Annotated in this window: 27 protein-coding genes; 11 read left to right on the top strand and 16 right to left on the bottom strand. The window is 63.0% G+C overall.

The genetic code is table 11. From position 1 onward, the window contains the following. The first annotated feature begins 169 nt into the window (after window positions 1-169). Window positions 170-1,426: an alpha/beta fold hydrolase gene (locus D9V28_RS06060; protein WP_121658739.1), complete on the top strand. Its 1,257-nt coding sequence runs from the start codon at window positions 170-172 to the stop codon at window positions 1,424-1,426. Between the two features lie 103 nt (window positions 1,427-1,529). On the opposite strand, the gene D9V28_RS06055 is transcribed toward D9V28_RS06060, so the two are convergent. The 3 genes from D9V28_RS06055 to D9V28_RS06045 all read right to left on the bottom strand — a co-directional run bounded on the left by D9V28_RS06055 (window position 1,530) and on the right by D9V28_RS06045 (window position 3,271). Then, window positions 1,530-1,940 carry a DUF7144 family membrane protein gene (locus D9V28_RS06055; RefSeq protein ID WP_121658738.1) on the bottom strand — a complete coding sequence of 137 codons (411 nt, stop codon included), beginning with the start codon at window positions 1,938-1,940 and terminating at the stop codon, window positions 1,530-1,532. 217 nt (window positions 1,941-2,157) lie between these two features. Beyond that, window positions 2,158-2,820 (bottom strand): GAP family protein, encoded by a 663-nt coding sequence (locus D9V28_RS06050; protein ID WP_121658737.1) that lies wholly within the window; start codon window positions 2,818-2,820, stop codon window positions 2,158-2,160. 67 nt (window positions 2,821-2,887) lie between these two features. Beyond that, the gene (locus tag D9V28_RS06045; protein ID WP_121658736.1) at window positions 2,888-3,271 is read right to left on the bottom strand and encodes an SHOCT domain-containing protein; all 384 of its coding nucleotides are present in this window, start codon (window positions 3,269-3,271) and stop codon (window positions 2,888-2,890) included. Window positions 3,272-3,464: 193 nt separating this feature from the next. Between D9V28_RS06045 and D9V28_RS06040 the strand changes: the two genes are divergently transcribed. Then, window positions 3,465-4,706, top strand: coding sequence for an AI-2E family transporter (locus tag D9V28_RS06040; protein ID WP_183086437.1), 1,242 nt, complete (start codon window positions 3,465-3,467; stop codon window positions 4,704-4,706). A gap of 20 nt (window positions 4,707-4,726) precedes the next feature. Here D9V28_RS06040 and D9V28_RS06035 read toward each other — a convergent pair whose 3' ends face one another. Continuing rightward, window positions 4,727-7,186, bottom strand: coding sequence for a winged helix-turn-helix domain-containing protein (locus tag D9V28_RS06035; RefSeq protein ID WP_121658734.1), 2,460 nt, complete (start codon window positions 7,184-7,186; stop codon window positions 4,727-4,729). A 166-nt stretch (window positions 7,187-7,352) separates the two neighbouring features. On the opposite strand from D9V28_RS06035, the gene D9V28_RS06030 reads away from it, so the two are divergent. Beyond that, on the top strand, window positions 7,353-7,556 hold the full coding sequence (locus tag D9V28_RS06030) for a hypothetical protein (RefSeq protein WP_121658733.1): 204 nt from the start codon (window positions 7,353-7,355) through the stop codon (window positions 7,554-7,556). Between the two features lie 16 nt (window positions 7,557-7,572). Here the strand turns inward: D9V28_RS06030 and D9V28_RS06025 are convergent, their stop codons facing one another. After that, window positions 7,573-8,274 carry an ion channel gene (locus D9V28_RS06025; protein ID WP_121658732.1) on the bottom strand — a complete coding sequence of 234 codons (702 nt, stop codon included), beginning with the start codon at window positions 8,272-8,274 and terminating at the stop codon, window positions 7,573-7,575. A 198-nt stretch (window positions 8,275-8,472) separates the two neighbouring features. Here D9V28_RS06025 and D9V28_RS06020 point away from each other — a divergent pair, with 198 nt between their 5' ends. Then, window positions 8,473-8,856, top strand: coding sequence for an SHOCT domain-containing protein (locus D9V28_RS06020; RefSeq protein WP_121658731.1), 384 nt, complete (start codon window positions 8,473-8,475; stop codon window positions 8,854-8,856). A 12-nt stretch (window positions 8,857-8,868) separates the two neighbouring features. Here the strand turns inward: D9V28_RS06020 and D9V28_RS06015 are convergent, their stop codons facing one another. After that, window positions 8,869-10,290, bottom strand: coding sequence for an ATP-binding protein (locus D9V28_RS06015; protein WP_121658730.1), 1,422 nt, complete (start codon window positions 10,288-10,290; stop codon window positions 8,869-8,871). Window positions 10,291-10,491: 201 nt separating this feature from the next. Here D9V28_RS06015 and D9V28_RS06010 point away from each other — a divergent pair, with 201 nt between their 5' ends. Beyond that, the gene (locus tag D9V28_RS06010; RefSeq protein ID WP_121658729.1) at window positions 10,492-11,877 is read left to right on the top strand and encodes a hypothetical protein; all 1,386 of its coding nucleotides are present in this window, start codon (window positions 10,492-10,494) and stop codon (window positions 11,875-11,877) included. 36 nt (window positions 11,878-11,913) lie between these two features. Beyond that, complete coding sequence (locus D9V28_RS06005) at window positions 11,914-12,333, top strand: DUF7144 family membrane protein (RefSeq protein WP_121658728.1); 420 nt, start codon at window positions 11,914-11,916, stop codon at window positions 12,331-12,333. 106 nt (window positions 12,334-12,439) lie between these two features. On the opposite strand, the gene D9V28_RS06000 is transcribed toward D9V28_RS06005, so the two are convergent. Beyond that, window positions 12,440-13,270, bottom strand: a complete 831-nt coding sequence (locus D9V28_RS06000) for an SDR family oxidoreductase (protein WP_121658727.1) — start codon at window positions 13,268-13,270, stop codon at window positions 12,440-12,442. A gap of 68 nt (window positions 13,271-13,338) precedes the next feature. Between D9V28_RS06000 and D9V28_RS05995 the strand changes: the two genes are divergently transcribed. Then, complete coding sequence (locus D9V28_RS05995) at window positions 13,339-13,926, top strand: TetR/AcrR family transcriptional regulator (RefSeq protein ID WP_121658726.1); 588 nt, start codon at window positions 13,339-13,341, stop codon at window positions 13,924-13,926. An 84-nt stretch (window positions 13,927-14,010) separates the two neighbouring features. Further along, window positions 14,011-15,279 carry a glycosyltransferase gene (locus D9V28_RS05990; protein WP_121658725.1) on the top strand — a complete coding sequence of 423 codons (1,269 nt, stop codon included), beginning with the start codon at window positions 14,011-14,013 and terminating at the stop codon, window positions 15,277-15,279. A 14-nt stretch (window positions 15,280-15,293) separates the two neighbouring features. Here D9V28_RS05990 and D9V28_RS05985 read toward each other — a convergent pair whose 3' ends face one another. Together D9V28_RS05985 and D9V28_RS05980 are read right to left on the bottom strand one after the other, a co-directional pair. Next, window positions 15,294-16,700: a serine hydrolase domain-containing protein gene (locus tag D9V28_RS05985; RefSeq protein WP_229727735.1), complete on the bottom strand. Its 1,407-nt coding sequence runs from the start codon at window positions 16,698-16,700 to the stop codon at window positions 15,294-15,296. A 187-nt stretch (window positions 16,701-16,887) separates the two neighbouring features. Next, complete coding sequence (locus D9V28_RS05980) at window positions 16,888-17,544, bottom strand: M23 family metallopeptidase (protein WP_121658723.1); 657 nt, start codon at window positions 17,542-17,544, stop codon at window positions 16,888-16,890. Window positions 17,545-17,696: 152 nt separating this feature from the next. Between D9V28_RS05980 and D9V28_RS05975 the strand changes: the two genes are divergently transcribed. Continuing rightward, the gene (locus tag D9V28_RS05975) at window positions 17,697-18,629 is read left to right on the top strand and encodes a pseudouridine synthase (RefSeq protein ID WP_121658722.1); all 933 of its coding nucleotides are present in this window, start codon (window positions 17,697-17,699) and stop codon (window positions 18,627-18,629) included. Between the two features lie 37 nt (window positions 18,630-18,666). Here the strand turns inward: D9V28_RS05975 and D9V28_RS05970 are convergent, their stop codons facing one another. Together D9V28_RS05970 and D9V28_RS05965 are read right to left on the bottom strand one after the other, a co-directional pair. Further along, on the bottom strand, window positions 18,667-19,416 hold the full coding sequence (locus D9V28_RS05970; RefSeq protein ID WP_121658721.1) for an SDR family oxidoreductase: 750 nt from the start codon (window positions 19,414-19,416) through the stop codon (window positions 18,667-18,669). A gap of 1 nt (window position 19,417) precedes the next feature. Continuing rightward, complete coding sequence (locus D9V28_RS05965) at window positions 19,418-19,639, bottom strand: hypothetical protein (protein WP_147440919.1); 222 nt, start codon at window positions 19,637-19,639, stop codon at window positions 19,418-19,420. 65 nt (window positions 19,640-19,704) lie between these two features. Here D9V28_RS05965 and D9V28_RS05960 point away from each other — a divergent pair, with 65 nt between their 5' ends. Beyond that, entirely contained in the window at window positions 19,705-20,400 is a 696-nt protein-coding gene (locus D9V28_RS05960) for a M23 family metallopeptidase (RefSeq protein ID WP_121658719.1), read from the top strand. A 17-nt stretch (window positions 20,401-20,417) separates the two neighbouring features. On the opposite strand, the gene D9V28_RS05955 is transcribed toward D9V28_RS05960, so the two are convergent. From D9V28_RS05955 to D9V28_RS05945, 3 genes are read right to left on the bottom strand one after another with little or no spacing between them, the layout of a single operon-like run. Beyond that, window positions 20,418-21,449, bottom strand: a complete 1,032-nt coding sequence (locus D9V28_RS05955; protein WP_121658718.1) for a S66 family peptidase — start codon at window positions 21,447-21,449, stop codon at window positions 20,418-20,420. 13 nt (window positions 21,450-21,462) lie between these two features. Beyond that, on the bottom strand, window positions 21,463-22,368 hold the full coding sequence (gene sigJ, locus D9V28_RS05950) for an RNA polymerase sigma factor SigJ (RefSeq protein ID WP_121658926.1): 906 nt from the start codon (window positions 22,366-22,368) through the stop codon (window positions 21,463-21,465). Then, the gene (locus tag D9V28_RS05945; RefSeq protein WP_183086436.1) at window positions 22,368-23,579 is read right to left on the bottom strand and encodes an NAD(P)/FAD-dependent oxidoreductase; all 1,212 of its coding nucleotides are present in this window, start codon (window positions 23,577-23,579) and stop codon (window positions 22,368-22,370) included. Before D9V28_RS05945 ends, sigJ begins: the two co-directional genes overlap by 1 nt. A 239-nt stretch (window positions 23,580-23,818) precedes the next feature. Between D9V28_RS05945 and D9V28_RS05940 the strand changes: the two genes are divergently transcribed. Further along, complete coding sequence (locus D9V28_RS05940; protein ID WP_121658716.1) at window positions 23,819-24,304, top strand: MarR family winged helix-turn-helix transcriptional regulator; 486 nt, start codon at window positions 23,819-23,821, stop codon at window positions 24,302-24,304. A gap of 15 nt (window positions 24,305-24,319) precedes the next feature. Here the strand turns inward: D9V28_RS05940 and D9V28_RS05935 are convergent, their stop codons facing one another. Together D9V28_RS05935 and D9V28_RS05930 are read right to left on the bottom strand one after the other, a co-directional pair. After that, window positions 24,320-24,847: a hypothetical protein gene (locus D9V28_RS05935; protein ID WP_121658715.1), complete on the bottom strand. Its 528-nt coding sequence runs from the start codon at window positions 24,845-24,847 to the stop codon at window positions 24,320-24,322. Window positions 24,848-24,895: 48 nt separating this feature from the next. Further along, a complete protein-coding gene (locus D9V28_RS05930; protein ID WP_121658714.1) occupies window positions 24,896-25,093 on the bottom strand; it encodes a hypothetical protein in 198 nt (65 codons plus the stop codon). Between the last annotated feature and the right edge of the window lie 47 nt (window positions 25,094-25,140).

Raw genomic sequence — 25,140 nt, 5'->3', positions numbered from 1 at the left:
GATGCTTGACGAGCGGTGCGGATGCCGCGGGGCGCGCGGGTGCATCGCTGGCCGTTTTGCGCGATTTTGGGGCAGGGCCTTCATCAGAAGACTTCCCCGGAGGATGATGGTCGAAGAATTGCCCACCATCCGACAACCGTGCCCCACTGAGTGCGCAAAGGAGTTGCTCATGCGACAGGGCGACGCTGCTCAGGGATTCGGTAGACCACGGCGGGTGCGCCCTCTCGTTCTCGGCCTGCTCGCCCTGCTTGTTCTGGCGCTGCTGCCCGGTCTGTTTCAGGTTGCGGACTTCGCCGAGCGGCTCGAGGCTGGGAAACGCGCAGAGCCCAGCCTGAGCGCCTTCTACACAGTGCCGAATTCTCTCCCCGCCGGTTCCCCGGGTGAGATCGTTCGATCGGAACGCGTCGTCGGCGCGCCGCCAGGTGCCGAGGCGTGGCGCGTTCTGTACCACTCGAGTGACGAGCAGGGTGCGGACACGATCGTGTCGGGAACCGTGGTCGCGCCGACGGCGAATACGACCGGCGAGCGCACCGTCGTCTCGTGGGCACACCCGACAACCGGAACCGCGCCCCGTTGTGCTCCCTCTATCGGAATCGCCCCGTTCTTCTTCATCGAGGGTTTGACCAGATTCCTTTCGGCTGGATACGTGGTCGTTGCGACGGACTATGCCGGTATGGGGCTGCCCGGGCCGCCGTCCTTCCTCCTCGGCAACACTGAAGCAGCAAATGTTCTCGATATCGCGCGCGCCGCGCAACAGATTCCGGGCGCTCGCGCGAGCAACGACGTTCTCCTCTGGGGGCACTCGCAGGGCGGCCACGCCGCTCTCTTCGCGGCGCACAATGCGGCCTTCTATGCGCCGGACATCGACGTACTCGGAGTAGCCGTCGCCGCTCCGGCGACCGATCTTGGCGCGCTCCTCACAGCGGATATCGTTGGCGTGTCCGGTATCACCATCGGAGCGTACGCCCTGACCGCGTATGCGTCCGCTTATGCCGATGCGCTCCCGCCTGACCCACTCAGCACAATCCTCACGCCGAATGGTGTCGCTGCCACCAGCCGCATGAGCGAACTATGCCTGCTCGGTCAGAACGACCAGTTGCACGCGATTGCGAAACCGCTCATCGGACGTTATCTGGCCGTCGAGCCAGCGACATCTCCTCCGTGGGACGGTTTGCTCGCGCAAAATAAGCCGAGCTCCGCCGCTTTGACTGTGCCGCTCTTCGTCGCGCAGGGCGAATCGGACACACTCGTGCGGCCACACATTACGGCTGCGTATGTTCGGGCTCAGGAACTAGCGGGAACCGACGTTACCTCGCACACGTACCCGCGGGTCGGCCACGGCACCGTCGCACTTGAAGCGCTCGACGACCTATTCGTCTGGATCAACCAACTGGGAATGTCTGGCGGCTCGACGTCATCTGGCTGACGCGGGTCCAGAGGCGTAGCGGCTCTCTGACCCTCGGTCGAACGCGGACACGCGCCCCGTGTGATGCCGAGGCGCGTGTCGAGTGGTTCGCGTGGAGTCGTGATCACTCTGCGAGCGGGAGATCCCGGCCGTGGGCGGTTACCGCATAGATGATGAGTATGTCGACCGTGATGATGATGACCGACCACCACGGCTGTGCGGGGAGAATCAGCATTTGCCCGATCGCGCTGAGCCCGGCCGCGATGATCGCCAGCACGCGCGCCCACGTGGCGCCTGTCAGTACGGCAAATCCGGTGAGGAGAAGAACGATTCCGACGATGAGGTTCCACCACCCCCACCCGGTGAGGTCGAACAGGAAGAGGGTTCCGCCCTCAACGGTGTAGTAGACGTTGGATCCGATAAGGGCGATGAACCCCTGGATGAGGCTGAACGCTCCGCTGAGGATGAGGATGGTGGCGGCGAAGCTGACCCACCCGCCGGTTCCTTCTGACGTTGTTGCTCGTGCTTCGCTCATTTCTTTCTCCGTTTCTTCCGAATGGAGAGGGCATCGATCGAAGCTGAACCGGGTGGAGCAGAGCAACCGATGAGCGTCCGTCTGCGAGACGGCTTCCTCCTCTGCCGCGACACTCCTCCTTCGGGCCCGGGTGAGCGTCACCCCGTCGGGGTGATTGTGCCGACACAATGCGATCGTCGGAATAGCGCTTCGGATCCGAGACTTCAGCGTTCCTCGCTTACAGAATTGCGATGCCGGAGCCGATGATGATGGCACTGACCATGAGAGCTACGGCGAGCATCAGGGAGCTGCCGCTCCTCACAATCCAGTTACGGGTTGCATCCAGGGGCTGCTTGGTCTTTTCCGGTGCGGAGAAGTGTCCAATGATCGGCGCAGCGACCGTTGACACCCCGATGAGTGTGAAGATCAAGACGACGATGAAGACGTCTCCCATTGGAAGCGAAGCATCCCCGATCACGATTGCGCCCGCAAACGAGAGGACAATGTTCTTCGGACGCAACGCGAGCGCCGCGCCGAATCCGAAAGCGCCGCCTGAGGTGATTCTCCCCAACGCATCCATCCATCGTGGCGCTGCAGACGGTCCCTTCGACCTGGTGCGCCATTTGCCGATGGAGTATATGAGCAATGCAGTGCCGAGGACGATACGGATCACCCCGACTGTCGTGTCATTCCTCGCCGGAGTCGCAGCGGGGATGAGAGCAACCCCGATGGTCAGGGCGGTCAGGATAATTGCCATTCCACATGCCCAGCCGATGAGGAGGGCGATACTCACCAGCGGTTTCGCATCGGACAGCAGGATCAGAATTGTCGCGATGATGGGCACCGTACTGAGAGCGACGGCGATCGCGAGTGGCAGGATCTGGGCGATGACGGTGGTCATGCTTGCTCGCACGCGGTTCGGTCGGACTGCGCCGTTTGCTCATCACGCTCCGGCCGTCGCGTAGCGGCTAGGCCATGGCCTTTGCTTTGAGTGCGGCGAACTCGTCCGCGGTGATCGACCCCGAAGCTAAAAGGCCCTGAGCTTGGGCAATCTGGTCAGTCGGGCTGGGGGAATAGATGTGTGGGTGGTAGTCATCGGGTTCGGACACCGTGACTGGACCCCTCGCGTTGCGTTCGCTCATGCCCTTCCCACGAGCTATGACATAGACGAGGACTGTGAGGATGGGAACGAAGACCAGACAGATGACCCAGAGTGCTTTCAGCCAGCCACTCAGCGAATGGTCGCGGAAGATGTCGCCGAGCACGAACACGATCGTGATCAGGTAGGCGAGGACGACATAAATCCACAAAAACCAGACAATGACGTCCCAGAAATCGTTGAACCAGTTCATGTCAGCTCACTCCTTCGCTCGCAGGCGAACTCTCGTCAGCTGAAACCTAGTGGAGCCCTTCACCGCTTGCAGTCACCCGTCACGGATGACATTTGCGGCGGACTTCAGCAACCGTGGTGAAACCCTGTGCCGAGTGCTAGGTTGCCACAAAGTCGGGACCGCAGAGCCGCGGACGTGCTTCGAGGATGGAATTATGAATCTACGCTTCTGGCGTCGCGGCGAACGCTCGCCTGACGTAGCGCGACCGCCTCAACCCGAGTCGAACGATTACAGCGAAAGCCCAGGAACACTCCCGCGCGCGACCATCATTCTCCTCAGCCTCGGTGGGGGAGCAGCAGCGCTCTTCGGCCTCGCGGCGGTGCAGACCGTTGCCGCGCCTGTCGCCCTTTCACTTGTCCTGACCATCTGCGCGCACCCCGTTCGAGGCGCTCTTGAGCGAATCCGGGTACCTCGAGGAGTTGCGACCATTCTCGCAATCCTGCTCGTGTTCGCGCTGCTCGCCGGCTTCGTTGCCGCCCTCCTCATCGCACTGACCCAGTTCACCACCCTGCTGCCTCAATACGTGACGCAGCTCGAGCAAATCGGGCAGGACTTCGCGGCCTGGCTCGAAAAAATCGGGGTAGGCGCGAAAACAGCGGACACGATAATCACGGGGCTTGAGCCAGCTAACCTCCTCGACTTCGTAGCCGGACTGCTCGGAGGGCTCACGGGCATCGTGTTCTCGCTCGTCGTCATCCTCACACTCGTTATGCTGATGGCGCTCGACGCGACCTACTTGCCGACGCTCCTCTCCCAGCTCCGCCGGATTCGTCCGACGCTCGTCGCCGCGCTCGTCGGATACGCCGCCAGCGTCCGGCGCTACATGGTCGCCGCCACAGGCCTTGGCCTGCTGCAAAGCACCATGAACTTCATCGCCCTCGTGATCCTCGGAGTCCCCGCACCGCTCCTGTGGTCGCTGCTCTCGTTCATCTGCAGCTACATTCCCAACGTTGGCTATTTCCTCGCGATCATCCCGCCAACGATCTTTGGCTTGCTCGTCGGCGGCTGGCCAACGGCCATCGCGGTCATCCTCGTCTACGGCATCATCAACGTGATCGTGCAGTCGATCGTGCAACCCTTCCTTGTCAGCAATGTCGTCGCACTGAACCAGACGATCACTTTCGTCTCGGTTTTGTTCTGGACGCCGGTCCTCGGTCCTGTCGGGGCTGTGCTTGCCGTGCCGCTGACGCTGCTGGTTCGCGCGATCCTGCTCGATGCCGACCCGAACGCTGCGAGGTGGCGACCACTGACGGGGGACATCGACGAGGCGAAAGGCATTATGAAGGCAACGGATGCCGACACTCGGCTTCAGAGATCGGCTCACAAACGCGAGCGCAACGAGCGCAAATCCAGTGCTCGCAAGCCAGCGCCGCTGCCTGACGAGTTGCCCATGTGAACGCGCGGCTTCCGAGGGCTCTACAGGAGACCGAGCTCGCGGGCGCGTTCGATGGCGTTGTCCCTCGTTGTTGCGTCCAGTTTGCGATAGATGTGCGCCATGTGGGTTTTGATGGTGTTGACCGAAACGAAGAACCGACGTGCCAATTCCAGGTTCGTATACCGGGTCGGAAGAAACGCGAGTACCTCTAATTCCCGTTCCGTTAGCGGTTCGCTGAGCCCGACTGGTGACGGCTCCAGCTCCCGGCGAGCGCGAGTGCGCACTATGTCGCTGAAGGCCGATTGCGGTCCGGAAAGCATCGAGAGACGTTGAAGAATCAACGGCCCGGCTTGCACGAAGACGTCAACGAAACCGTGGACTTCAGCGATTTGAAGAGCGGCGGTCAGGTGGCGAATGGATTCATCCGGCATTTCGTCGACCCCGGCCAGACGGGCTCGGAGGATGTGATGTTGGACAACCGACAGCGGAGTGTGAACCTGAACGAGTTCGTCCCAGGCTTCGACGACCTCGCGAGCGAGCTCTGTGTCACCGAGCGAGATGGAGGCCGCGGCACGGTCAAAGAGCACCGTAGGAACGAGCTTCGGTGACTCGAACGCTCCGAGATCGGCGTTGTCCGGGCGTGTGGCCGTGCGAGGCACCAGCGGGTGTCGCACTTTTTCCTCGCCGGGGCTCCCGGTTTCTGCGGGGAAGGAGTCGGGTGGGCTGTGGCTGTGTCGCAATTCGGGCAGCGTCGTCGAGACGACGGCTTTTCCGGGCTCCAGCGAGGTCAGAACAGCGGCGAGGTGGGCGTCGGCGATGGCGGGCTGCGCCAGCATCCCTGCGTCGCGCGCTGTCTCGAGCGCATCTCGCACGAGGCGGTCAGCGATGACGGTGTTCCTGCACCAGGCTTCGACGAGAGACAGTGCGCTCAAAGCGCTGACTCGACCTACGACGTCTCCGGATGCAGCGAGAAGCGCCATCGAGAGCCATCGTCGAGCCTCATCGGTGTTTCCTGCAAGGAAATATGCTCGGCCGCCCGAAACCAGCGCGTCGGCGAGGTCGGGAGATGGCGCGCCTGCAGCTGTCGACAAATTACTGAGCGTCGCCACCTTTGACTGGGCCTCTTCAGTTGATATGTCAGGGCGAGTGCGCCACAGAACCTGTGCAGCCACGAATCCCCACCCTCGACGCGGCGTGGCTGTGCTGAACGGCCCGGGCAGCGGGCTGATCTCCTGGGCTGACGCGGATTCGCTCTGCCGCGCGTGACGCACTCCCGCGAACAAGTCTTCGTCCACAACGTCAGATGTCCACAGCTCCGCGGTCTCGGCCTCGAGGTTGGCGGTAGTCTCCGTGCGTTCGGTCGCGTCGTTCGCGGAGGACGTCAGCATCGCTTCCATCGCTCCGTCTCGTGCTTGCGCGCGGAAAAGGTAGTCAAGCGCGGGCTTGACGCGCCCCCGACTGAGGTGCCAGTCGGCGGCGGCGGTCAGGATCTGTAGTTCAGCGGCAGGGTTCTCGACTCGGAGCCGGGAACGCAGGAGTTCCGAGAACAGGTGATGAAATCGGAACCACTGGCGCCGCGCGTCGAGCGGGATGAGGAACATGCATTCGTGTTCCAGTTCCTCAAGCACCTGTTGCGCGTAAACCGGACCGATCGCCGCTTCCACAAGGCCTGCACACATGTCATCGAGCGCAGACATTTTCAGGAGCAGGTGTCGCCGCTCAGGGGGAAGTCCATCGATGACCTCTTCACCCAGGTAGTCGGCCACCAGTCGGTCGCTACCGTTGAACTGGGCGACGAACGCGTCAGGATCGGCTTCGTGTCTGAGATGCAAACCGGCAAGTTGCAGGCCGGCTGCCCACCCCTCCGTCTTCTCCCGAAGCACTCTGACCTGTTGCGGGTCCACTGGGCGACCGACGATTCGTTCAAGGAATGCCGCGGACTCACGTTCGCTGAACGCGAGGTGAGCGGGCCGCAATTCGAGAAGGTCATCGTTGAGGCGATGGTTGCCGAGCGCGATGGGCGGGTCCACCCGCGACGCCATCACCACGTGGGCTGACTCCGGCATCTGTTCGATCAGGCGACCGAGATCGGCCACGAGCGACACGTTGGTGAAACGGTGAACGTCGTCGAGCAGAAGAACCGTCTCTGGGGATTTTGCGAGCGCGCTCGTGAGGGTCGCACTCAGATGGGAATCGAGACCTGAGCTATGGGGCCCGGCAGTCCGGGGCACGCGAGCAACCGTCGGTCGCGATTTCGTGAGTGCTGCGACCAGGCGCCCCACGAATCGAGCCGGGTCGTCATCGTCTGGTTCGATGTCGAGTTGGGTGAATGCGCGGTCGGCGTGTGTGGTCGCCCACTGTTTCAGCAACGTGGTCTTGCCCGCACCGGCTTGCGCCGTGATGAGAGTGAGTCGTCGGTTCAGCGCTCCGTCGAGTACACCGAGAAGCGCCGGTCGTTCAATCAGGTGTTCTTTTGTCGTTGGATGGCTGGAAGCGCTCATGGCATCTCCGTTCCACGGTCAGTGTTGCATAAGTGACCTGCCGCGACCAGAGTTTCCGCGCACAACTAGGGTTCCTCTACCCCTCACAACTAGGGTGCCTTCACCCTTGACGGATGACGCGGGGAGTCGGCAGCGCTCGCACACTAGCGGGGGGAAAGGTTTGGCTGTGACCGGTGAATCATTCGAGATCGTTATCAAGGGCACACTGAGCGAGCCGGTCCTCGATCTCATCGATGGGTTTCGGATTCATCGGGTAGAGCACGGGGAAACGCACCTCGTTGGTACGGTCCCGGATCAGTCCCGGCTGCAGGGCATCCTCACGATTTTCGGCAACCTTAACATTGAGTTGATATCGGTCAACCCGATATGACTCACACCGGCGAACCTCAGCGGCGTGGTTGCCAGCCGGACACGATCCGCGCGATCGCGATAACCAGGAACAGCTGACCGGTGATTGCCTCGGCAATCGCGACGCTCTGAACGAGGGCACCGACGGGCACGAGGTTGCCGTAACCGGTCGTTGTCAGCGTCGTGAATGAGAAGAACAACTGACCGGTGAGTGAGTCTATGGTCCCAGGCCCAAAGAGCGGTGTCGGCGTCAGAAGAGCGATGAGGTTGAAGACGAACGTGAAGAACATCCCAACCATGACGTAGGCCGCGATGGACGCGAGGAGTGTCTGTCCATCGACGACAACCTTGCGTAGTTGGTGCGCGATGATCGCGACAGGCGCGACGAGGTACGCAACCATGGACGCTGAAGCGAGGACGACGGCAGGGATCGTGTTTTGGAGCGCGGCGATCTCGACCGCAACCACAATCGAGGCGACGAGAACCAGGAGCATTAGCCCGAGCCGTCGGAGGCGCACACCCACCTCGGCCACCCACAGGGTCACCGCGACAGTGACGAGCTGGAACATGAGAGCGAGGAGGCTGGTTTTCGGGGATGTCTGGCTTGCGCAGAGCACGTATGACGTGGCCAGGAGAGCGAGCACAAGCCAATATCCTGACTGCCAGATCGTCCGTCGCGGCGCCGCGGATTCGTTGTCGGGTGAGCTGTTTCTGCGCGAATGTCGACGCGGCTTGATCATCGTTGCACTCCTGGCTTCGCCGGTCGGTTCTCGGGATGCTACCGGCGAAGTTCAGGGCTCGTCGTCATCCGGTCGGGGTGAGGGTTTGGAGGAAGAAGCGGGTCATCCTCGCGGGGTGACGCAGTGGCATCCGTCGCTCATTAGATTCAGGCCATCGGCGTACTTCGCCGATGTTTATCGTGGAAAGGTCGCCCTGAAATGAATTTCTGGGACTTCATTGTGTTCGTGTTCTGGAGCTACGTCTTCTTCGCTTATCTGATGGTTCTCTTCGGGATCATCGCCGACATCTTCCGCGACCACACCCTGAACGGCGGATTGAAGGCGGTGTGGGTGATCTTCCTGGTGTTCGTTCCGTTCCTGGCCGCCCTCGTGTATCTCATTGCCCGTGGCAAGGGGATGAGCGAACGCCAGCGTGCCGCCGCGAATCAGGCCAGGTCTGAGACGGACCAGTACATCCGTAATGTCGCATCGAGCTCACCGGTCGAGGAGATCGCGAAGGCGAAGACGCTCCTCGATTCGGGAACCATCAGCCAGGCAGAGTTCGACGGACTGAAGAGTCGGGCACTTGGTGCGGTTGCCTAGGCTTTCGCAGTCTTAATCCGCTGCGGACCTGGTCGGAACTGTAACGTCGGCTCCGCCTTCTCGGGTAAGCCGCGGCCCCATGCGCACCATCGTTGGGGCAGCGGTGAACCCGCCGGCGAATAGCGCTTCACCCTGCTGGAACCGCGAGGCCCTCGCGAGCATCGCGCTTGGCACGAATCCGAAAATGGTCGCAAGCTCGGAAAGGTCGAGCGGCGACGTCATTTTCATCAGCGCGAGGTTGTCGCACTGGGAGATAATGCTCGGATCAATCCGCGACGGCCGCTGCGTCGACAGCAGGAGCCACAAACCGAACTTCCTGCCCTCGGCGGCGATCTGAATGAGTCGCTCACGCACAGCGACGTGCAGTGGGCTGTGTTGATCCGGCGATCCGAGGTTGTGCGCTTCGTCGATCACGATGAGCAGTGGGCGTCGCTGCTCACGCTTGGCCCAGAGGTCGTCGAGAACCGCCATCGCCACGACGAGCGATTCGTCGGGATTGTCGAAACCGCCCAAATCGAGCACGGTCGCGTCAGGACGCGTGTCGAGGATATCGGTCACCGCTTCGAACCCCTGGGCCCAGACATTCCAGTCAAGCAGGCCCAGATTCTCGATACGTGCCGCCAGAGACGCTGCGGCTGCTGAACCTCGGCTGCGCAGCATCGAAACGACGTCGTTGCCTTCGACCGAGCCGATCATCTCGTCCAGGTGGACAAGTTCGTTGTATTCGTCCCGGTCATTGAGCGGGTGCAGGCGCATCACGGCGGCTTTCGCGCGCAGGGGCAAGTCGATGAACCGGACACGAAGGGAGTCGGGGTTGGGGGACGATGGACGGAGTATCCGAATGTTGCGATTCGAAAGCGCTCGCGTGGCATCCGTCTCGCCCGCCCCGGAATTGGCTTCGCGAAGCCGCACGAAGTCGGCGTTCGGGTCGAAGATCACCATTGGCAGTCCGGTGCGCACCAGAATCTGCTCGAGAACAACTCCGAGCGCGTATGTCTTTCCCGATCCGCTCTGCCCGCACCAGAAGGTGTGTCGGTTGAACCTGTGGGGGAGCAGGTGAGCGGGAAGATCCGCCAGAGCGAGGTAGGACCCGATGTCGAGGACGTCTACCGGGTTGTCGTACAGCGCTTTGACCGCTGTGGCGTCCGCGGGCGAAACTGAGGCTCCACCGAATGGGCGAGAACGCCGCTGATCGAGGTGTTGGCCATCCTCCGAAACCAACCCAAGGATTCTGCCGGCACCCTGCATGCCTCCGTCTTCGATCGAGAACCTGGCCTCTTCGACCTGTCCAAGCTGGTGGGTACCGTCGTCTGAGAGAAGTGTGACGAACGCGCCAGGATCGAGCGCCGATCGTATGGACCCGGCGAATCGAAAGTACCGGCCGTCGAGGGAGACCGCGGAGAAATCAGCATCGGGCGATCGCGAATCATTCATCGGTGGGCTCTCCTTATTTCGCGGCCAGTCGGGTGGAGTTCACAGTTAATTGTGGCGGCGTGATGTACGTCAAGCGTCCGCACGTTCGAGTGGTTGGCCCGATGTCGTTTTTTCGCGATCTCATGCTCCGCGGGTGATCTGGTTCCCGAACACCCGGGGGCAGAGTTGCTGGCAGCACACCATCAGCGCGATTGAGGACTCATGGCGGACCTGGCGAACGTGGACCTGCTGCGGCGGATCGAAGAACTCGAAGCTGAGAACACAACGCTTCGTGAACGAGATTCCGCCCGGCCGACCGAACCCATCCCCTCAGGCGCGCTGCCCGATGGGCCGCGCAAAGGGCGCGGTTGGTGGTGGACAGTCCTCGCCACCGTGCTAATCGTGCTCGGCGCGTTACTTGCGCCCGTCGCTTTGGTCGCATCCTGGTCAAAGACCGTCCTCACGGACACCGACCAATTCGTGGCGACATACGCGCCTCTCTCAGAGGACCCGCGTATTCAGGCCTACGTCGTCGACGAGGCACTCCTCGTCATCAACGAGCAGATCGACATCCCCCAGATCACGTCGGACGTCATCGACGGCATCACCGAACTCGGCACAGGACCACGCGCAACCGAGGCGCTCGAGCTGCTGAAGGGACCGGCCGCGTCAGGAGTCGAGTCGCTGATGGAAAGCGGCGTCACCACCTTCGTTGAGTCCGAAGCGTTCTCAAACGTGTGGGCATCTGCTCTGCGCATCAGCCACACTCAGCTGGTGAAAGCGATGGGGGCGGATCCGGATGCTGCGCTGCAGCTAGGCGATGACGGCTCGGTTGGTATCCAACTCGGCCCCATCATCGATGCTGTGAAGTCCGCCCTGCTCGACCAGGGCATCGAATTGGCGAACCAGATTCCCGCGGTCGACCGAACCATAGTCATCGCGCAGTCCGATGCGCTCGCGTCAGTGCAACTGGCCTACGGGGCTGCCGTGACACTGGGTTCGTGGTTGCCGTGGATTGCCATCGTCCTTCTCGCACTCGGAGTGCTGGTTGCTCGGCGCAGGCCAATCGCGTTGATCTGGGCGGCCATCGCACTGGCCCTGTCGATGGGGCTCGCTCTCGCTGGTTTCGTTGTCGGCAGTCTCGCCCTCGTCTCCGCCCTCAGCCCTGACATCCTGCCCTCCGGCGTCACCAGCTTGCTGTATGAAACTGTCGCAGAAAACATGAGAGCAACAGCGGTCGCGGTTCTCGTGCTCGCCGTCGTTGTCGCGCTGGTGGGTTGGCTGGCCGGCCCGTTTGCGCTTCCACGTCGCCTTCGCGGATTCGCCAATGAGGGCACGGCTGTGCTGCGCAATGCGGCAGAGCGACGCGGAATCACGACCGGTCGGGTGGGCGTGTGGGTGTACACACACCGAACGCTCCTGCGAGCCGCCGTTGCCGTTATTGCTGCGGCCGTTGTCCTCATCGTGCGACCGGTGACCGTCGGTTTGACCCTGTGGACGCTGGTGCTCGCTGGCCTGGTTCTTCTGATTCTCGAACTTGTTCAACGGCCGGTGATCACAGTGCCAGCCACGGCTGAGGAGCAGGTGCCCGTTGTCGCTGTGGAATGACAGCGATACCTGCGCCACGAGGAAGAGGTCCGCATCATGAGTATTTCCACTACCGAAGCGCGAGCCAGATCAGGGGTATGGGCCGGCTGGGTCACCTTCGCCGGAGTAATCCTGATGATCAACGGGATCTTCAGCGTCATCCAGGGTGTCGTGGCGCTCATTGGCCCCGATACCTACTACGCGGCCATGCCAAGCGGACTCTTCCTCTTTGACGTTGAGGGGTGGGGTTGGTTCAACCTGATCGTCGGGGTCTTGCTCATCGCCACAGCCATCGGCGTCTTCGCGGAACAGGGATGGGCGCGAATCACCGCGATCGTCCTTGCCGTGGTGAGCGCGCTGATTCAACTTCTGCTCATGCCGGCGCAGCCGTGGTGGTCGCTCATTGTCATCGCGATCGACATCACCATCATCTACGCCCTGGTCGTGCGCAGCGACGAGTCTCTCGAGCGCCGGTAGCTCGGACTTCCCGCGCCAGTTGGGGCGGGAAGATGCGAGCAGGCCGTGAAATATCCAACGCTGTTCAGGTCAAGGCCCACAGTGGGACACGGCCTGCTCGGGGAAATCAGCCGAGCGTCAGGACGCCTGAGCGGATGGCGGCGACGACTCCACCATCCACAAGGACGTCGGTTCCCGTCATGAACGACGCCTGAGGGGAAAGCAGGAACGCGACAGCGTTCGCGATGTCGCCTGGGGTGCCGACCCGCTTCGTGCCTGAGGCGTCGATCATCGTGCGCATGTTCTCTCCGCTGGGACTTGCGAGTTCCTGGAGCCCCATCGGCGTGGAGATGACCCCGGGGCTGACGCTGTTGATCCGTGCACCGCTGGCGCCCCATGCGATGCTGGCGGCCTGAACCCTGAGCTGGCTGGCGCGCTTCGAGATGCTGTACGCCGCGCCGGGGTTCGAGAACTTGGGGTCAGCCCACAGCGGCAGGTCGAGCAGCTGGTCAGTTGGTGTGAGCGCCAGTGCTCCTTCGAGCTCGGCGGGCAAGCTTCCAGCCGCGATGCTTCCGGCCATGCTTGCGATGACGACTCCGGCTCCGCCGGGCGCGATGACGGCCGCAAACTCGTCGAGTACGTTCGCGACGCCAACGAGATCAACGCGGAGGATCGCGTCCGCAGGCGCCTGTGCCGGGGAGAGGCCAGCCGTGTGAATCACCTCAGTGACCGCGCCGCCAGCCGCCGCGGCGGTGGCCAAATCCGCGACGGACGCTCGCGATGAAACGTCAACGACGTGAGTCTCAACAACGTATCCGTCGCCACGCAGTGCATCAGCCGTTTGAAGAAGCCCTTCTTCGTTGAAGTCGGCCAAAACGAGCTTCTTGCCTGAGCCTTGGCGACGCGCGATCGACTCGCCCATTCCGCCGACACCGATGACGACGACTACCTGATCCACGCTGTGCTCCCTTGCGACTATCGAGACACTCCGTCTCGTAATGCGACTATAAACCCTAGAATCAGAAAATGGTTGAAGCGAAATTGGGTCGACCGCGAAGCGAGGCAACCCGCCATGCGATTCTTCGGGCCGCCGCCGGGCTCGTCGACGAAATCGGGTACGCCAACATCACGACGACAGCCATTGCCACGCGAGCGGGCGCTGGCAAACAAACCATCTATCGGTGGTGGAGAGCGAAGTCGAGCGTTATCGCTGATGCGGTCGTTGAGGGATACCTTCGGCTGCCCTCAGCTGACGTCGCGGTAACGGGGTCACTCGAGGACGACCTCAAAGCCTGGCTGCACGTGACCGTTCAGGTGATGAATGACGCAGCAACCGGTCCCATGGTTCGCGCGCTTGCCGCCGCCGCTTCGGACGATGCCGCCCAGGCAACCGCTCTGTGGGACCACCTGACGGGACCGCTCCATCGAGACCTCCTGAATCGTCTCGAGCGCGGCCAGCACGCTGGACAATTGTCAGCAGCGGTGGATTCCGCTGCCATCGCTGACGCACTTTTGGGGACTGTGCTTTTTCGACTGCTCGCTCAAGCCCCAAACCCAGCGCGTCTGGATGGAATCGTCGACGCTGTGCTCGGAGCGAGTCGCCCGGCCGGATAGCGGCTGGGCGCGGGTAGCCATGCGTGCACCAGCAACCTGCCCGACCCGTTGCGGGGCTCAAAGACGCTGCCTAACATGACAGCCATGACCGGTGACGACTCACCGCACCATCCTCACGGGACACCGCCCCGACGATACCTGTTCGCGCTCATCGACGCGGGCGGCACAGTTCCTCCTGAGCTCGGTGTCGCCCGTCGACTCGTCGACCGCGGGCACGAGGTCACCGTCCTCGCGGACGAGACTCTCGCAGAGGCGGTACGCCGCACGGGCGCGGCATACCTGCCGCGGGCCACCGCACCCTCTGGCACTTTCCGCGACTGGAACCTGACGCCCCTCGCTCTCGCTCGAACCATGGCAGATCACATGATGGTCGGACCCGCACCGGATCAGGCTGCGGATACCCTGATGGCCATCGATGCTGTCCAGCCCGACCTCGTCGTCGCGTCGTCTCTTGCGGTCGGCGCCATGGTCGCGGCCGAGGTACGCGGAGTGCCTTTCGATCTCCTGATTCCTAACGTGTATCCATTCCCTGCCGAGGGAATGCCGCCGTTTGGCGCGGGATTGGCGCCGGCTCGAGGGCCGTTCGGTCCTCTTCGTGACAGGATTTTCAGCACCGCTGGCGTGCGGTTGTTCGATCGATATGCTCTGCCGGGAATTAACACGCTTCGCAGCGAATACTCTCTGGCGCCCATTCCGACGACGTGGGCTCAAATGCGTTTTGCACGACGTCACCTTATTCTCACGTCGAGGTCGTTCGATTTTCCGGCACGAATGCCCGAAAACGCCCGCTACGTCGGCCCCATCCTCGACGACCCGGCGTGGGCCGCAACGCAACCGTGGATCCCACCGGCAGGCGACGAGCCCCTCGTTCTCGTGGCAATGTCATCAACGTTTCAGAACCACGTCGGGTGCATGCAGAAGATCGTCGATGCCCTGAGTTCGCTCCCGGTGCGTGCCGTTGTCACAACCGGGCCTGCGGTGCCTACGAATGCCATCTCCGCACCAGCGCATGTCTCTGTCGTTTCATCCGCACCGCACGGTGAGGTGCTTCGCCAGGCCGCCCTGGTCGTCACACACGGCGGCCATGGCACGGTGGTCAAAACTCTCGCGGCCGGAGTGCCTCTGCTCGTTCTTCCCCACGGCCGCGACCAGTCCGACAACGCGGTGCGTGTCACCACCCGTGGCGCCGGAATCGCTCTGTCCCGTCGCGCCGGAGCCCCGCGTATGGCGCGTGCTGCAACGACAATCCTCACCAGGCCCATCTATCGCGAGGCCGCAGAGAGGCTTGGCAAGGCGATCGCCCATGACGCCGAACACAACGGGCTGATCGAGGAGCTCGAACAGGTGCAATGACGAGGTTCAGCTGGTCAGGAACGTGGTTCCTGCGGTTTGCGGAGCGAGACGAGCGGGGGAGCGTGCAACGGTTCGGTCTCCCAGCGGGTTTCAAAGGTTGAGGTTTCCGAATCGAGACGGATGTGAAGCCGATGCGGTGTTTCGATGAAGATCACGTCGACCGCGAGGTGCTTCGAGCCCCAGCCGGCACTCGCCGACGTCGCTTCGCTCGTGAGCCACTCGCCGAATCCCGCCGGAACCTCGATGTGGTTTTCGTCCTCAACGAGCGTGAGCACAAGCCCGGTGTCGCTCGCCCGGAGGTGAATGGAGGTCAGAGACGGGTACGTATCGGCTGACGACGGTGAGAAGGTGTGCGATGTGACCGGCCGATCGCCTTGACCCGTTTCGAGAGCGGGAAGGGCCAGGGACGCAAGCTGCGCGGCCAGCGTGGCATCCGTCATCGAATTGCCACGGAACTCGTTCTGCGTACCGAAAGCGGGGAGCAGGTGCTCCCAGGCCAGGTTGAGGACCCCCTGCATGTCGTCGCTCTGACCGGTCATCGCCAGGACGACATCGTGCGCCGGCAGAACCACACAGAATTGACCGTACGCGCCGTCGCCCCGATAGCCGTGGCGGGCTATCCAGAATTGGAAGCCGTAGCCCTGCTCCCAGTCGGATGCGGGGTTCGAGCCGTTGGAAATGTGCGCCCGGGTTGCCTCATCCACCCACCCGGCCGGGATCAGTTGTGTGCCGTTCCACATTCCCCGCTGCAGGTACAGCTGCCCGAGGGCGGCGATCGCTTCCGTTGCTGCGTGGAGGCCACTGAATCCGAGTTCATGACCAGAGGCATCCGTTGTCCAGCCCACGTCGCCGATTCCGAGCGGATCCAGGAGGCGCGGGCGGAGGTAATCGACGAGCGACTGCCCGGAGGCGCGTTGAACGATCAGCGCCGCGGCATACGTACACGGCTGGTTGTAGGCGAAAACAGCGCCGGGCTCCTCGTCGGGAGGAAGCAGGAGGAACCCGCGAACGAGGTTGTCCTGGTCGATGGCCAGGGCGCGGTCGAGCGTGTCTTCACGGTGGCCGCTCGACATCGCGAGGACATGCCGAACGAGCATGGAACGGCTGCGGGGGTCGCCGATGTCAGCGTCAATCTCGGGAAAGTGGCTGAGCACAGTGTCGTCGAGACTGAGCAGGCCTTCCTCGACGGCGAAGGCTACAGCGGTGGAGGTAAAGCTTTTGCTCAGCGAGTAGAGCAGGTGGACCCGGTCAGGTGAGTATGGTGACCACCAGCCCTCAGCAAGCACATGCCCATGGCGCAGCAGCATGAGGCTGTGCGGTTCGATGTTCGGGGCGGCTTCGAGTGCCTCGATAAAGGCGGCGATGCCTTGGGCGTCAACGGAGTGAGCGGACGGCGTGCTTCTCGGCAGTGAGCTGTGCATGCGTCCCATGCTAGGACCCGTTCGGCGCGGGTCGAGGCTGCAATCCCCGGTGCTGAAGCGATGCGCCTGAAAGACACCATCGGGGAACGAGCAGGCTGCGGCCGGGCCGCAGCTTCCGTCCGAACGCGGACGACGGGCAAAGCTCGGCGTCAGGAATGCTCGACGAGCGCCCGGGAATCGGTTCGTTCTAAAGAGTCACCCCGCGGAACGCGAGGAAGGGCTTCGGGTCGGTGTATGCGCCCGTGCGGATCTTCAGGTCGAGGTGGCAGCCGGTGGCGACGCCGGTCATGCCGACGTTGCCGATGATGGTGCCGGCTTGAACGTGCTGGCCGACGGACACTTTGAACGACCCGGTCTGCATGTGCCCGTAGATCGACTCGAGACCGCTGCCGTGGTCGATGATCACGCGCTCTCCGAAGCTGCCAGCGTTGGTCGCTGAGGTCACGCGGCCGGGCGAAATGGCTTTGATCGGTGTGCCGCACGCCGAGCCGAAGTCGACCCCGTCGTGGAACGTGTTCGAGCACCCCGCCGGAGTGCAGATGACGGGGCGCGGGCCGTAGTTCGACGTGATCCTGCCGGCGACGGGACGGACCCATGCAGCGTCGGCGTCGTGCATATAGTTTCCTCCGCGACTCGGTGGGCCCGCGTTGAGCTGGGAGTCGTCGACCGCCGCAACCACGGCCGTTGATCCGGCACTTGGTGACGCAGCATCGACGGTGGCCGCATGGGCTGGTACGGCGAGAGCCGCGACCAGAGCGGGAATCACCGCTGCGAGCGCGAACAAAGGCCGAATTGCTCGGCTGTCGGCACGCTTCCGGCGCGAGTGCAGAACGAGATCGTTCATTGTGCTCCTGGTTTCGACAAAGCTCAACGCTGTCGAGACGCAGCGCAGATAGCGACCACGTTATCGGTGCAGACGCCGCAACGGACTGATATTCGGGGGTGTCTTCGCTGGGGGCGCCATGTCACTTTCGTTTCTCCGGATACGATCGGGGAATGCCTCCACGCTCTCCGCTCCCGCAGCGACACGGGCTGGATCCAGCGTGGATGAGGACTCCTGACCTCGATCGGTCACTGCCGGAGCCATGGCCGACCATGGGCGCCTGGTTGACTGACCGTCTCTCCGAATTCATCGACGTCGCCCAGTTTCTGAACGACAAGCGTTTCGTCTATCAGTCAGGTGCCGCCGTCGCTGGGTCGGACGCTTACCGGCCACACACCTTCGTCTGGTTTCATCGAGATCTGCGGGAGGAGGCATCCGTACCGGGAAAAATCGCTGTCGTCCATCGTGACGAACGGATCGTCGTGATCGATAAACCTCCCTTCCTTTCGACGATTCCGCGAGGGCGGCACGTGCAACAGAGTGTGGTCGTGCGGCTGCGTGCGGAACTCGGGCTGCCGGAACTGTCGCCGCTTCATCGACTGGACCGTGTGACATCCGGTCTTCTGATTCTTGCGACGGAAAAGCGGTGGCGTGCGCCGTATCAGACGCTGTTTCAGCGAGGTGAGGTGCGGAAGGTGTATCGAGCGCTCGCGGCGCATCGCCCGGAGCTGGACCTGCCGGTGACCGTGAGCAACCACCTGGTGAAACAGCGCGGGCGAATGCAGGGCGAGATTGTTGCGGGGGAGCCGGCGAACTCCGAGTCGCTGGTTGAGCTTGAGACGGTGATCGGCGGAACGGAGGCTGTTTACCGGCTGACGCCGCGGACGGGGCGAATGCATCAGCTGCGGCTGCACATGTGGAGCCTGGGCATTCCGATCAGCGGTGACCCGCTGTACCCCGTTGTGCGGGACGTGTCAGTTGACGACTTCGAGCACCCACTGCAGCTGTTGGCGAGCGAACTGAGCTTCACTGATCCTGTCGATGGCGCATTCCGCCGATTTGAGGCGGTGCGCGCGCTGCCGCTTCGAAGCGAGATCGTGCGTTGACCTGTGTGCATATTCCGCGCCGAGCGTGGCCCTTTTCCTAGACGGAGAACCCTCCGTCAGCTTTGATCAGCTGACCGGAGACCCAGCGCCCCTCCGGTGAGACGAGGAAACGGACGACGTTTGCGATGTCGTCTGTTGTGCCGAGTCGCCCCGTCGGCTGGCGAGCGACTCCAGACGCACGGATGCTCTCGTCCATCCATCCCGTGTCCACCGGCCCGGGATTCAGCGAATTCGACGAGATGCCGAGGTCGCCCAGCTCGCGAGCGGCGGCGATCACGATTCGATCGAGCGCGCCTTTGCTCGCGCCGTAAGGCATGTTGTGCACGACATGGTCGCTCGTCAGCGCAACGATGGCACCGCCGTCCGTCGGTACCTGCAGAGCGAAGGCTCGAATGAGAAGCCACGCCGCTCGGGTGTTGACCGCGAAGTGCCGGTCGAAGCTGTCGACCGAGGTGTCGAGAATGCCCGAGTCCACCGATTCGGAATGCGAGAGCACCAGAGCGGAAACCGGTCCGAGCTCTGCCGTTGCGCGACCAAGAATATGAGCTGGCGCGGACGGGTCTTCGAGGTCTGCCTCGATAGCCAGTGCGCGTGTCCCCGTCGCCGCGATCTCATCGGCAATGTTGGCGGGGTCGCTGGCCGTTCCGCCGAGCGACATTCGTTCTTCGTACGGCACCCAATAGTTGAACGCGATATCCCAGCCATCGTTCGCCAATCGAAGTGCGATTGATCGCGCAATGCCGTTCTTTCGACCCACGCCCGTGATACAGGCGACCCGTGTTAGCACGTTATGGGTGCCTAGACCGGCGAACAATGAGAACAATGCCGAAGGCGGAGAGACCGCAGAGGATTCCCAGAGGAATTCCCGCGGGGTTCTTCGTGAGAAGCGGCGCGATCACGGCGTAGAGGAGTGCGATCGCGGACAGGAGACCGGCGATGAGCAGCCACGCCATTTGCGTTGTGCCGAGCCGCGCGCGGGTTTGCTCGGAAGGGTTCTTCTGCTCCGTCATGATCACACCGTACTGGTCAGCGGGGGCAATCAGGGGAAAATCCGGGATGGTTCTAGACTGCTGCAATGACGGCAGCGCAGCCAAACGAGCCGGGTAGACGCCTCGTTCTTGACCTGCCGTTCACCGGTCGCTGGCTGGTGCAGAACAGTCCGGCGCGGCGTGTGCCAAGCCACGGTACCGATGCATTCGGTGAACGGTACGCGATCGACTTCGTCGGTGTCGATGCTCGGCGCCGGACGACCGAACACGTGAGCCTTCGGACGCTGGCCGGCGCCGAACCACCCGAGCTGTTCTTCTCATTCGGCCGACCGATACTCGCTCCGTGCGACGGTGTGATTGCCGAGGTGCACGATGGTGAGCCGGACCATGAAGCGCGTCGATCGCCTTTCGCGCTGGTGGGATACATGCTCGGGCAGGGAGGCAGGATGCGCCAGGGAGTCTCGGCGATCGCTGGCAACTATGTGATCATCGAGCTCCCAGACCGAGGAGCATTCGTCGCCCTCGTGCACCTGCAGCGCGACTCACTCATCGTGGGTGCGGGGGACCGGGTTGTGACGGGACAGCGAGTCGCTGTCTGCGGGAACTCCGGCAACTCGACCCAACCTCACGTCCACGTGCAGGCGATGGACAGTCGAGATCTCTCGGTCGCCCAGGGAATTCCGATCGTGTTTCGCCGGTATCGAGAGGAGCTGGGCAGCCGGAGTCTTGGCACGTGGCGGGAGTCCAGCGTTCCCGCCGAAGGTGCTGTTGTGGAACCGTGACGAGGCTTACGGAATCGTCAGCCGAGCTGTTGCTCCAAAAAGCTCTCTCGCTCGTTGTGAATGAACCGAGCCTTTGCACCATTGATGATCGACATCTGGGGTGGAACGTGCCCGATTTCGAGGTCGGCGATGATCGGTACCGTGAGCGAGCCCAGAGCGTCCAAGACCGCGTCGTCCTGGCTCAGCGACGGCATTCCTGGTGCCGCTGTGCGTCCGACGAGAATGGCGACCGCACCGTCGAAGAACCCGGCCAGCTTCATGCCGTGCAGGTTTCGGCAGATGTCAAAGGCGTCGTCCTCTGAGGCTTCGACGAAAACGATGGTCGGCTCCGTTCCGAACTCACCGCGAAGGGACGAGGTGTCGCCGAACGGTGTGCCAGCGACGTTCGCCAGAGTCTCGATACACCCACCAATCAACCGTCCTTCCGCAGCGACCGGACCTGAACCCTCGTCGAGGCGCCTCCACGAGCCAGTCCCGTTCCACGTATGTGTGGTGATGTTGGGATGAGCCATCCAGTCGTCGTGGTCGCCTCTTCGGAAACGGTTCGAGGGCGATTGACGGATAACGGTGCCGGGAGCTGCCGTCGCGACATCGAGCCAGGACGTCAGAGTCTCCGGTAGCTCATACGGACTGTCCATGAGATTCGGGCCGTGCACGGTCGCCCACCCGGTAAGCAGGGTAATCGGGGTGAGAAGCGTCGAAATGTCGGAGTAGCCGACGAACCAGGTCGGCTCTGCTTGTGCGAGGGCGTCGAAGTCGAGGAGCGGCAGGAGATCGATCGCGGTTTCGCCGCCCCACGGTGGGATCACGGCACGGATTTCAGGGTCGAGCAACATCCGCATCAGTTCAGCCGCTCGAGCCGCTGCTGGAGCGCTGATGTGAGCCGAGCCGTCCATGCACTCGCCAAGCTCAACCTGAAAACCCTGATCCCGAAGCCATTGACAGGCGAAATGCAATCGATCCTGTTCGTTCGGGCCGACACCACTGGAAGGTGCCGTGATTCCTATTCGATCACCGGAGGCGAGCGGGGAAGGAAACCGAATCGTCATGGCACTCACACTGTCACACGTGTGGCGTTAACGGAGTGTCGATCTTCTCCGGGTTCACCACCAACGCGATCTCCCGCACCGCCCCATCGGCGACCGCAAGGTCGACAACCGCGACAATGCTCCGGCCTTCGCGCAAAACGATTCCCGTGCGCCCGTTCACCGGCTCGAGTGACGGAACAACAGCCGCGCCGCGATTGCGCTGCTGCCCCAACACGCCGAGCAGATACACCGCGACGGCATTCGCTCCTCGCAGGGCCTTGCGGGCGGCGTGAATGTGCTCTCCACCGTCCGCGCGCGAAATCACCTCCGGGTCGAGGACGGCGGCGAGCGCTTCGAGGTTCCCGTCCATGCACGCGCGAGCGAACGCGCCGACGACGGCATCACGTTCGGAGCCGTTCACGTCGAATCGGGGACGTGATCGCACGTTCCGGCGCGCCGACGTCGCAAGCTGCCGACAGGCATCCGCTGTTCGTCCAACGATTTCGCCGATTTCGCCAAACGGCATTCCAAAGACGTCATGCAGGATCAGGCTCACCCGCTCAGGCGGGGTCAACTGTTCCATTGCGACCAGGAGCGCGAGCGAGATCGATTCGTCAAGGCTGACGGAGTCGTGAGGGTCGACGGATGTCACGGGCAGCGTTACCGAGACAGCCTCACCCAGGAGCGGCTCGGGAAGCCAGATCCCCACGTAGTTCTCTCGGCGAGATCGAGCCGATTTGAGCTCGTCGAGGCAGATGCGGCTCACCACCCGAGTGAGCCAGCCCATCGGTTCGCGAATTGCATCGCGCTCGTCGGCGGTCAATCGTTGCCAGCGTTCGAAGCCCTCCTGCACGGCGTCTTCTGCGTCGTGCACCGAGCCGAGGATCCGATAGGCGACCCCAAATAACCGTCGATACTCACTGCTATCGCGTTCGAACATCACGGTGCCCATTGTGCCGGAGTGGCTCCGCTCGGTCGAGGTTTCGGTCCCTTCGGCGCCCAGAATGCACCCGGCTCCGTGCGTTCGCGCCGTGAGGAGTTCACCGTCATTCTGCACACCGCTTCTTTCACGAAAGCGCCCAGTCGCCCGCCCAGAGCGAGTGACGTCGGCGAATCGTCGGCGTGCACAACTTGAACGTAACCGCGTGAACGGCCCAGGCTGACGCACTGCACAAGAAATCCAACCGAAACCGTCGGCGGTTGCTCACCGCGAAGAATGGCAAGGGCGGTCGCTGCGGCCGCGCCGCCAAGGGGAAGTGCCATGGCGCAGCCCATCCGGACGTGGGCGCCCACCGACTCCGGGAGCCGGACGGCGTCGCCCGCACCGAGGATGTGCTGGCTATCAACGCTCCGAAGATGTTCATCGACGAGCAAGCGGCCCCGCTCATCGACGGTCAGTCCGCTGGCACGAGCCAGATCCGGAACGGAGAAGGACGCGGTCCACATGCAGACGCCAAAACTCACGAGCTCACCAGAGTCCAGGACGATTGCGCTCTCGGTGATGCAATCCACACGCGCGTTCTCGCGGACATCAACGCCGAGGCGACGGAGCGATCGATGAATCGACCGGCGGGCCGCCGCCCGCATGTGTGGCACGAGAAGTTCCGCTGAGAGAAGCACGACCTCAAGATCGGGATGCTGGTCAGCGACCTCACTCGCGGTTTCGACGCCGGTGAACCCGCCTCCAACCACTACGACTCGCGAACCGGGTGCTGAGGCGCCGATCGCCTGAAGCGCCACAGCCGCGTCGGCCGGATCGGCAAGCCCGAGAGCGAATTCGCTGACACCCGGCGTGCGCCGGTCCGCGCAGCTGCCAACCGCATAAACCAGGAGGTCGTAGTGCAGAGCACGGATTTCGCCGGCGCGTTCGACCTCCGCGACGCGGCCGGGGGAGTCGATTCTGACGACCCGACCGATGGTCACCTCAACGTCTGGATGCAGCATCTCTGCGAGCGGTATCGCGGCCGAGGTGCGCGTGCCGGCAGCGACCTCGTGCAGTCGAATCCGCTCCTGGAACTCTGACGTCGGGTTGACGACGACGACCCGGGTCAGAGCGGCCCGGTCCTCGCCCAACGAGGATCGCAAACGGTTGGCGCACAAGATCCCGGCATATCCTCCGCCCACAATGACGACTGTCTGCTCAATTCCCACGGTGATCCTCTCTGTGTCGAGTTGGTGTCACTACTACTGACGATTCACAAAGGCCAGATGTGAGGCCGGGTGAGAAACGGAGGGCACGCACACACAACGATCACTCGGCGAATGCGGCGAATGCTTTCGATCCGGGGCCAAATGCGTTAAGGACGATCAACAACGGATGCTTATGCGAACGCTTGCAGCTCGCGCCGCGTTGCGCGAAACCACAGTCTCGTTCGCCCTAGGCTGAGGTCATGCACAATGGTCACGTCGCCGCTGAATCCAGGCTGCATGAGTCCCGTGAGTTTGCGGTCGCGCTCATGGACATCTCGGCGGACGTGCGCCGCAAGTCACACGAGGGAACCGGTGATCCGGCCCTGTCCAATGCGGCGTTCGACATCGTCCGTGTCATCGAGAACAACCCGGGCATCACCGTTGCGGAACTCGCCACGCGCCTCGGCCGTCAGCTCAGCAACGTGAGCACCCAGCTCAAGGAGCTGGTCATCCGCGGACTGATCACCCGTAAGCACGATCCGGCAGACAAACGCTACGTCGCGCTGCACCCGACTGAAGAGTCGCTCCGCATCAAAACGGTTCTCGAGTCTGCGTGGTCTGACGCCGTCAGCAGTGCCGCCGCGCAGCTCACCGCCGACGAACGTGACCAGCTTCAGGCGAGCGTTCCCGCCCTTCGTCGCCTTGCGGAAATCCTGGGTAGCGAAGCGGACCGGCCGAGCGAATAGATCGGCGTACGCAGGTTAGACGGTCGGCGCGGTCGCGGTCCCGGTCGCGTTCGGCGCAGGCACTGACGACGCGGCAACGCGTGCCAGGAGCCAGCCGCCGGGGATGAGGGCTGCGCCAACAGGGCTGAGCACACCGAGGAGCGGTGCGAGAATTCTCAGCACATCCTGCTCCACTCCCGGCCGGTCGGGTATGTACTGAAAGAACAGCAGGTTCTGGTCGACGATGGCGATTGCGATGAGGCCGGTACCCAGGAGGACGGCAAACCTTGGGCTCAACCGGGGCGGTAACCGGGACTCGTCGGTGCTCTCAGCCTGACGCGAGAACCGCTTTTCGCCGATCGCGCGCGCGACTATCGAGGCGACCACAAACCCGGCGCCAAGCGGCACCATGAGGCTCAGCACTGAGTTGAGTGTCCAGATCGGCCAACTCGATGCCAGTTCCTGTCCACCGAGAGCGATGGAACCGGTGATCAGGGCGTTGGCGCCGACGGTGCCGAGAACGAGTAGGACGATGCCGAGCCAGCACGCCTCGGGTTGAGCCATCCGGACACACCGGAGTTTGCACTCGGCAAACCCGCGGCCTGTGCGGCGTCAGCGGCTTCGTGCATCATCCATCGCATCAATCTCGTCGAGGGCAATCGCCGTCCGCAACTTACGGTCGTCTGCGTAGGCGTTGAGGGCTCGCGTCGCCGCAAGCAGCAAGCGAATCACAACGACCGCGATGGCGACGATGAGTACGATAGCGAGCGCCGTGTACGCCGTCCAGGCGATATCCATTCCGAGGGGCATGACCCGAACCTATCGAATGCGTGAGGGTCGCACCAGAGCTCGGCGAG

The organism is Mycetocola zhadangensis, assembly GCF_003668565.1.
Classification (GTDB): domain Bacteria; phylum Actinomycetota; class Actinomycetes; order Actinomycetales; family Microbacteriaceae; genus Mycetocola_A; species Mycetocola_A zhadangensis.
This window is presented reverse-complemented; position numbering and strand designations above follow the sequence as displayed.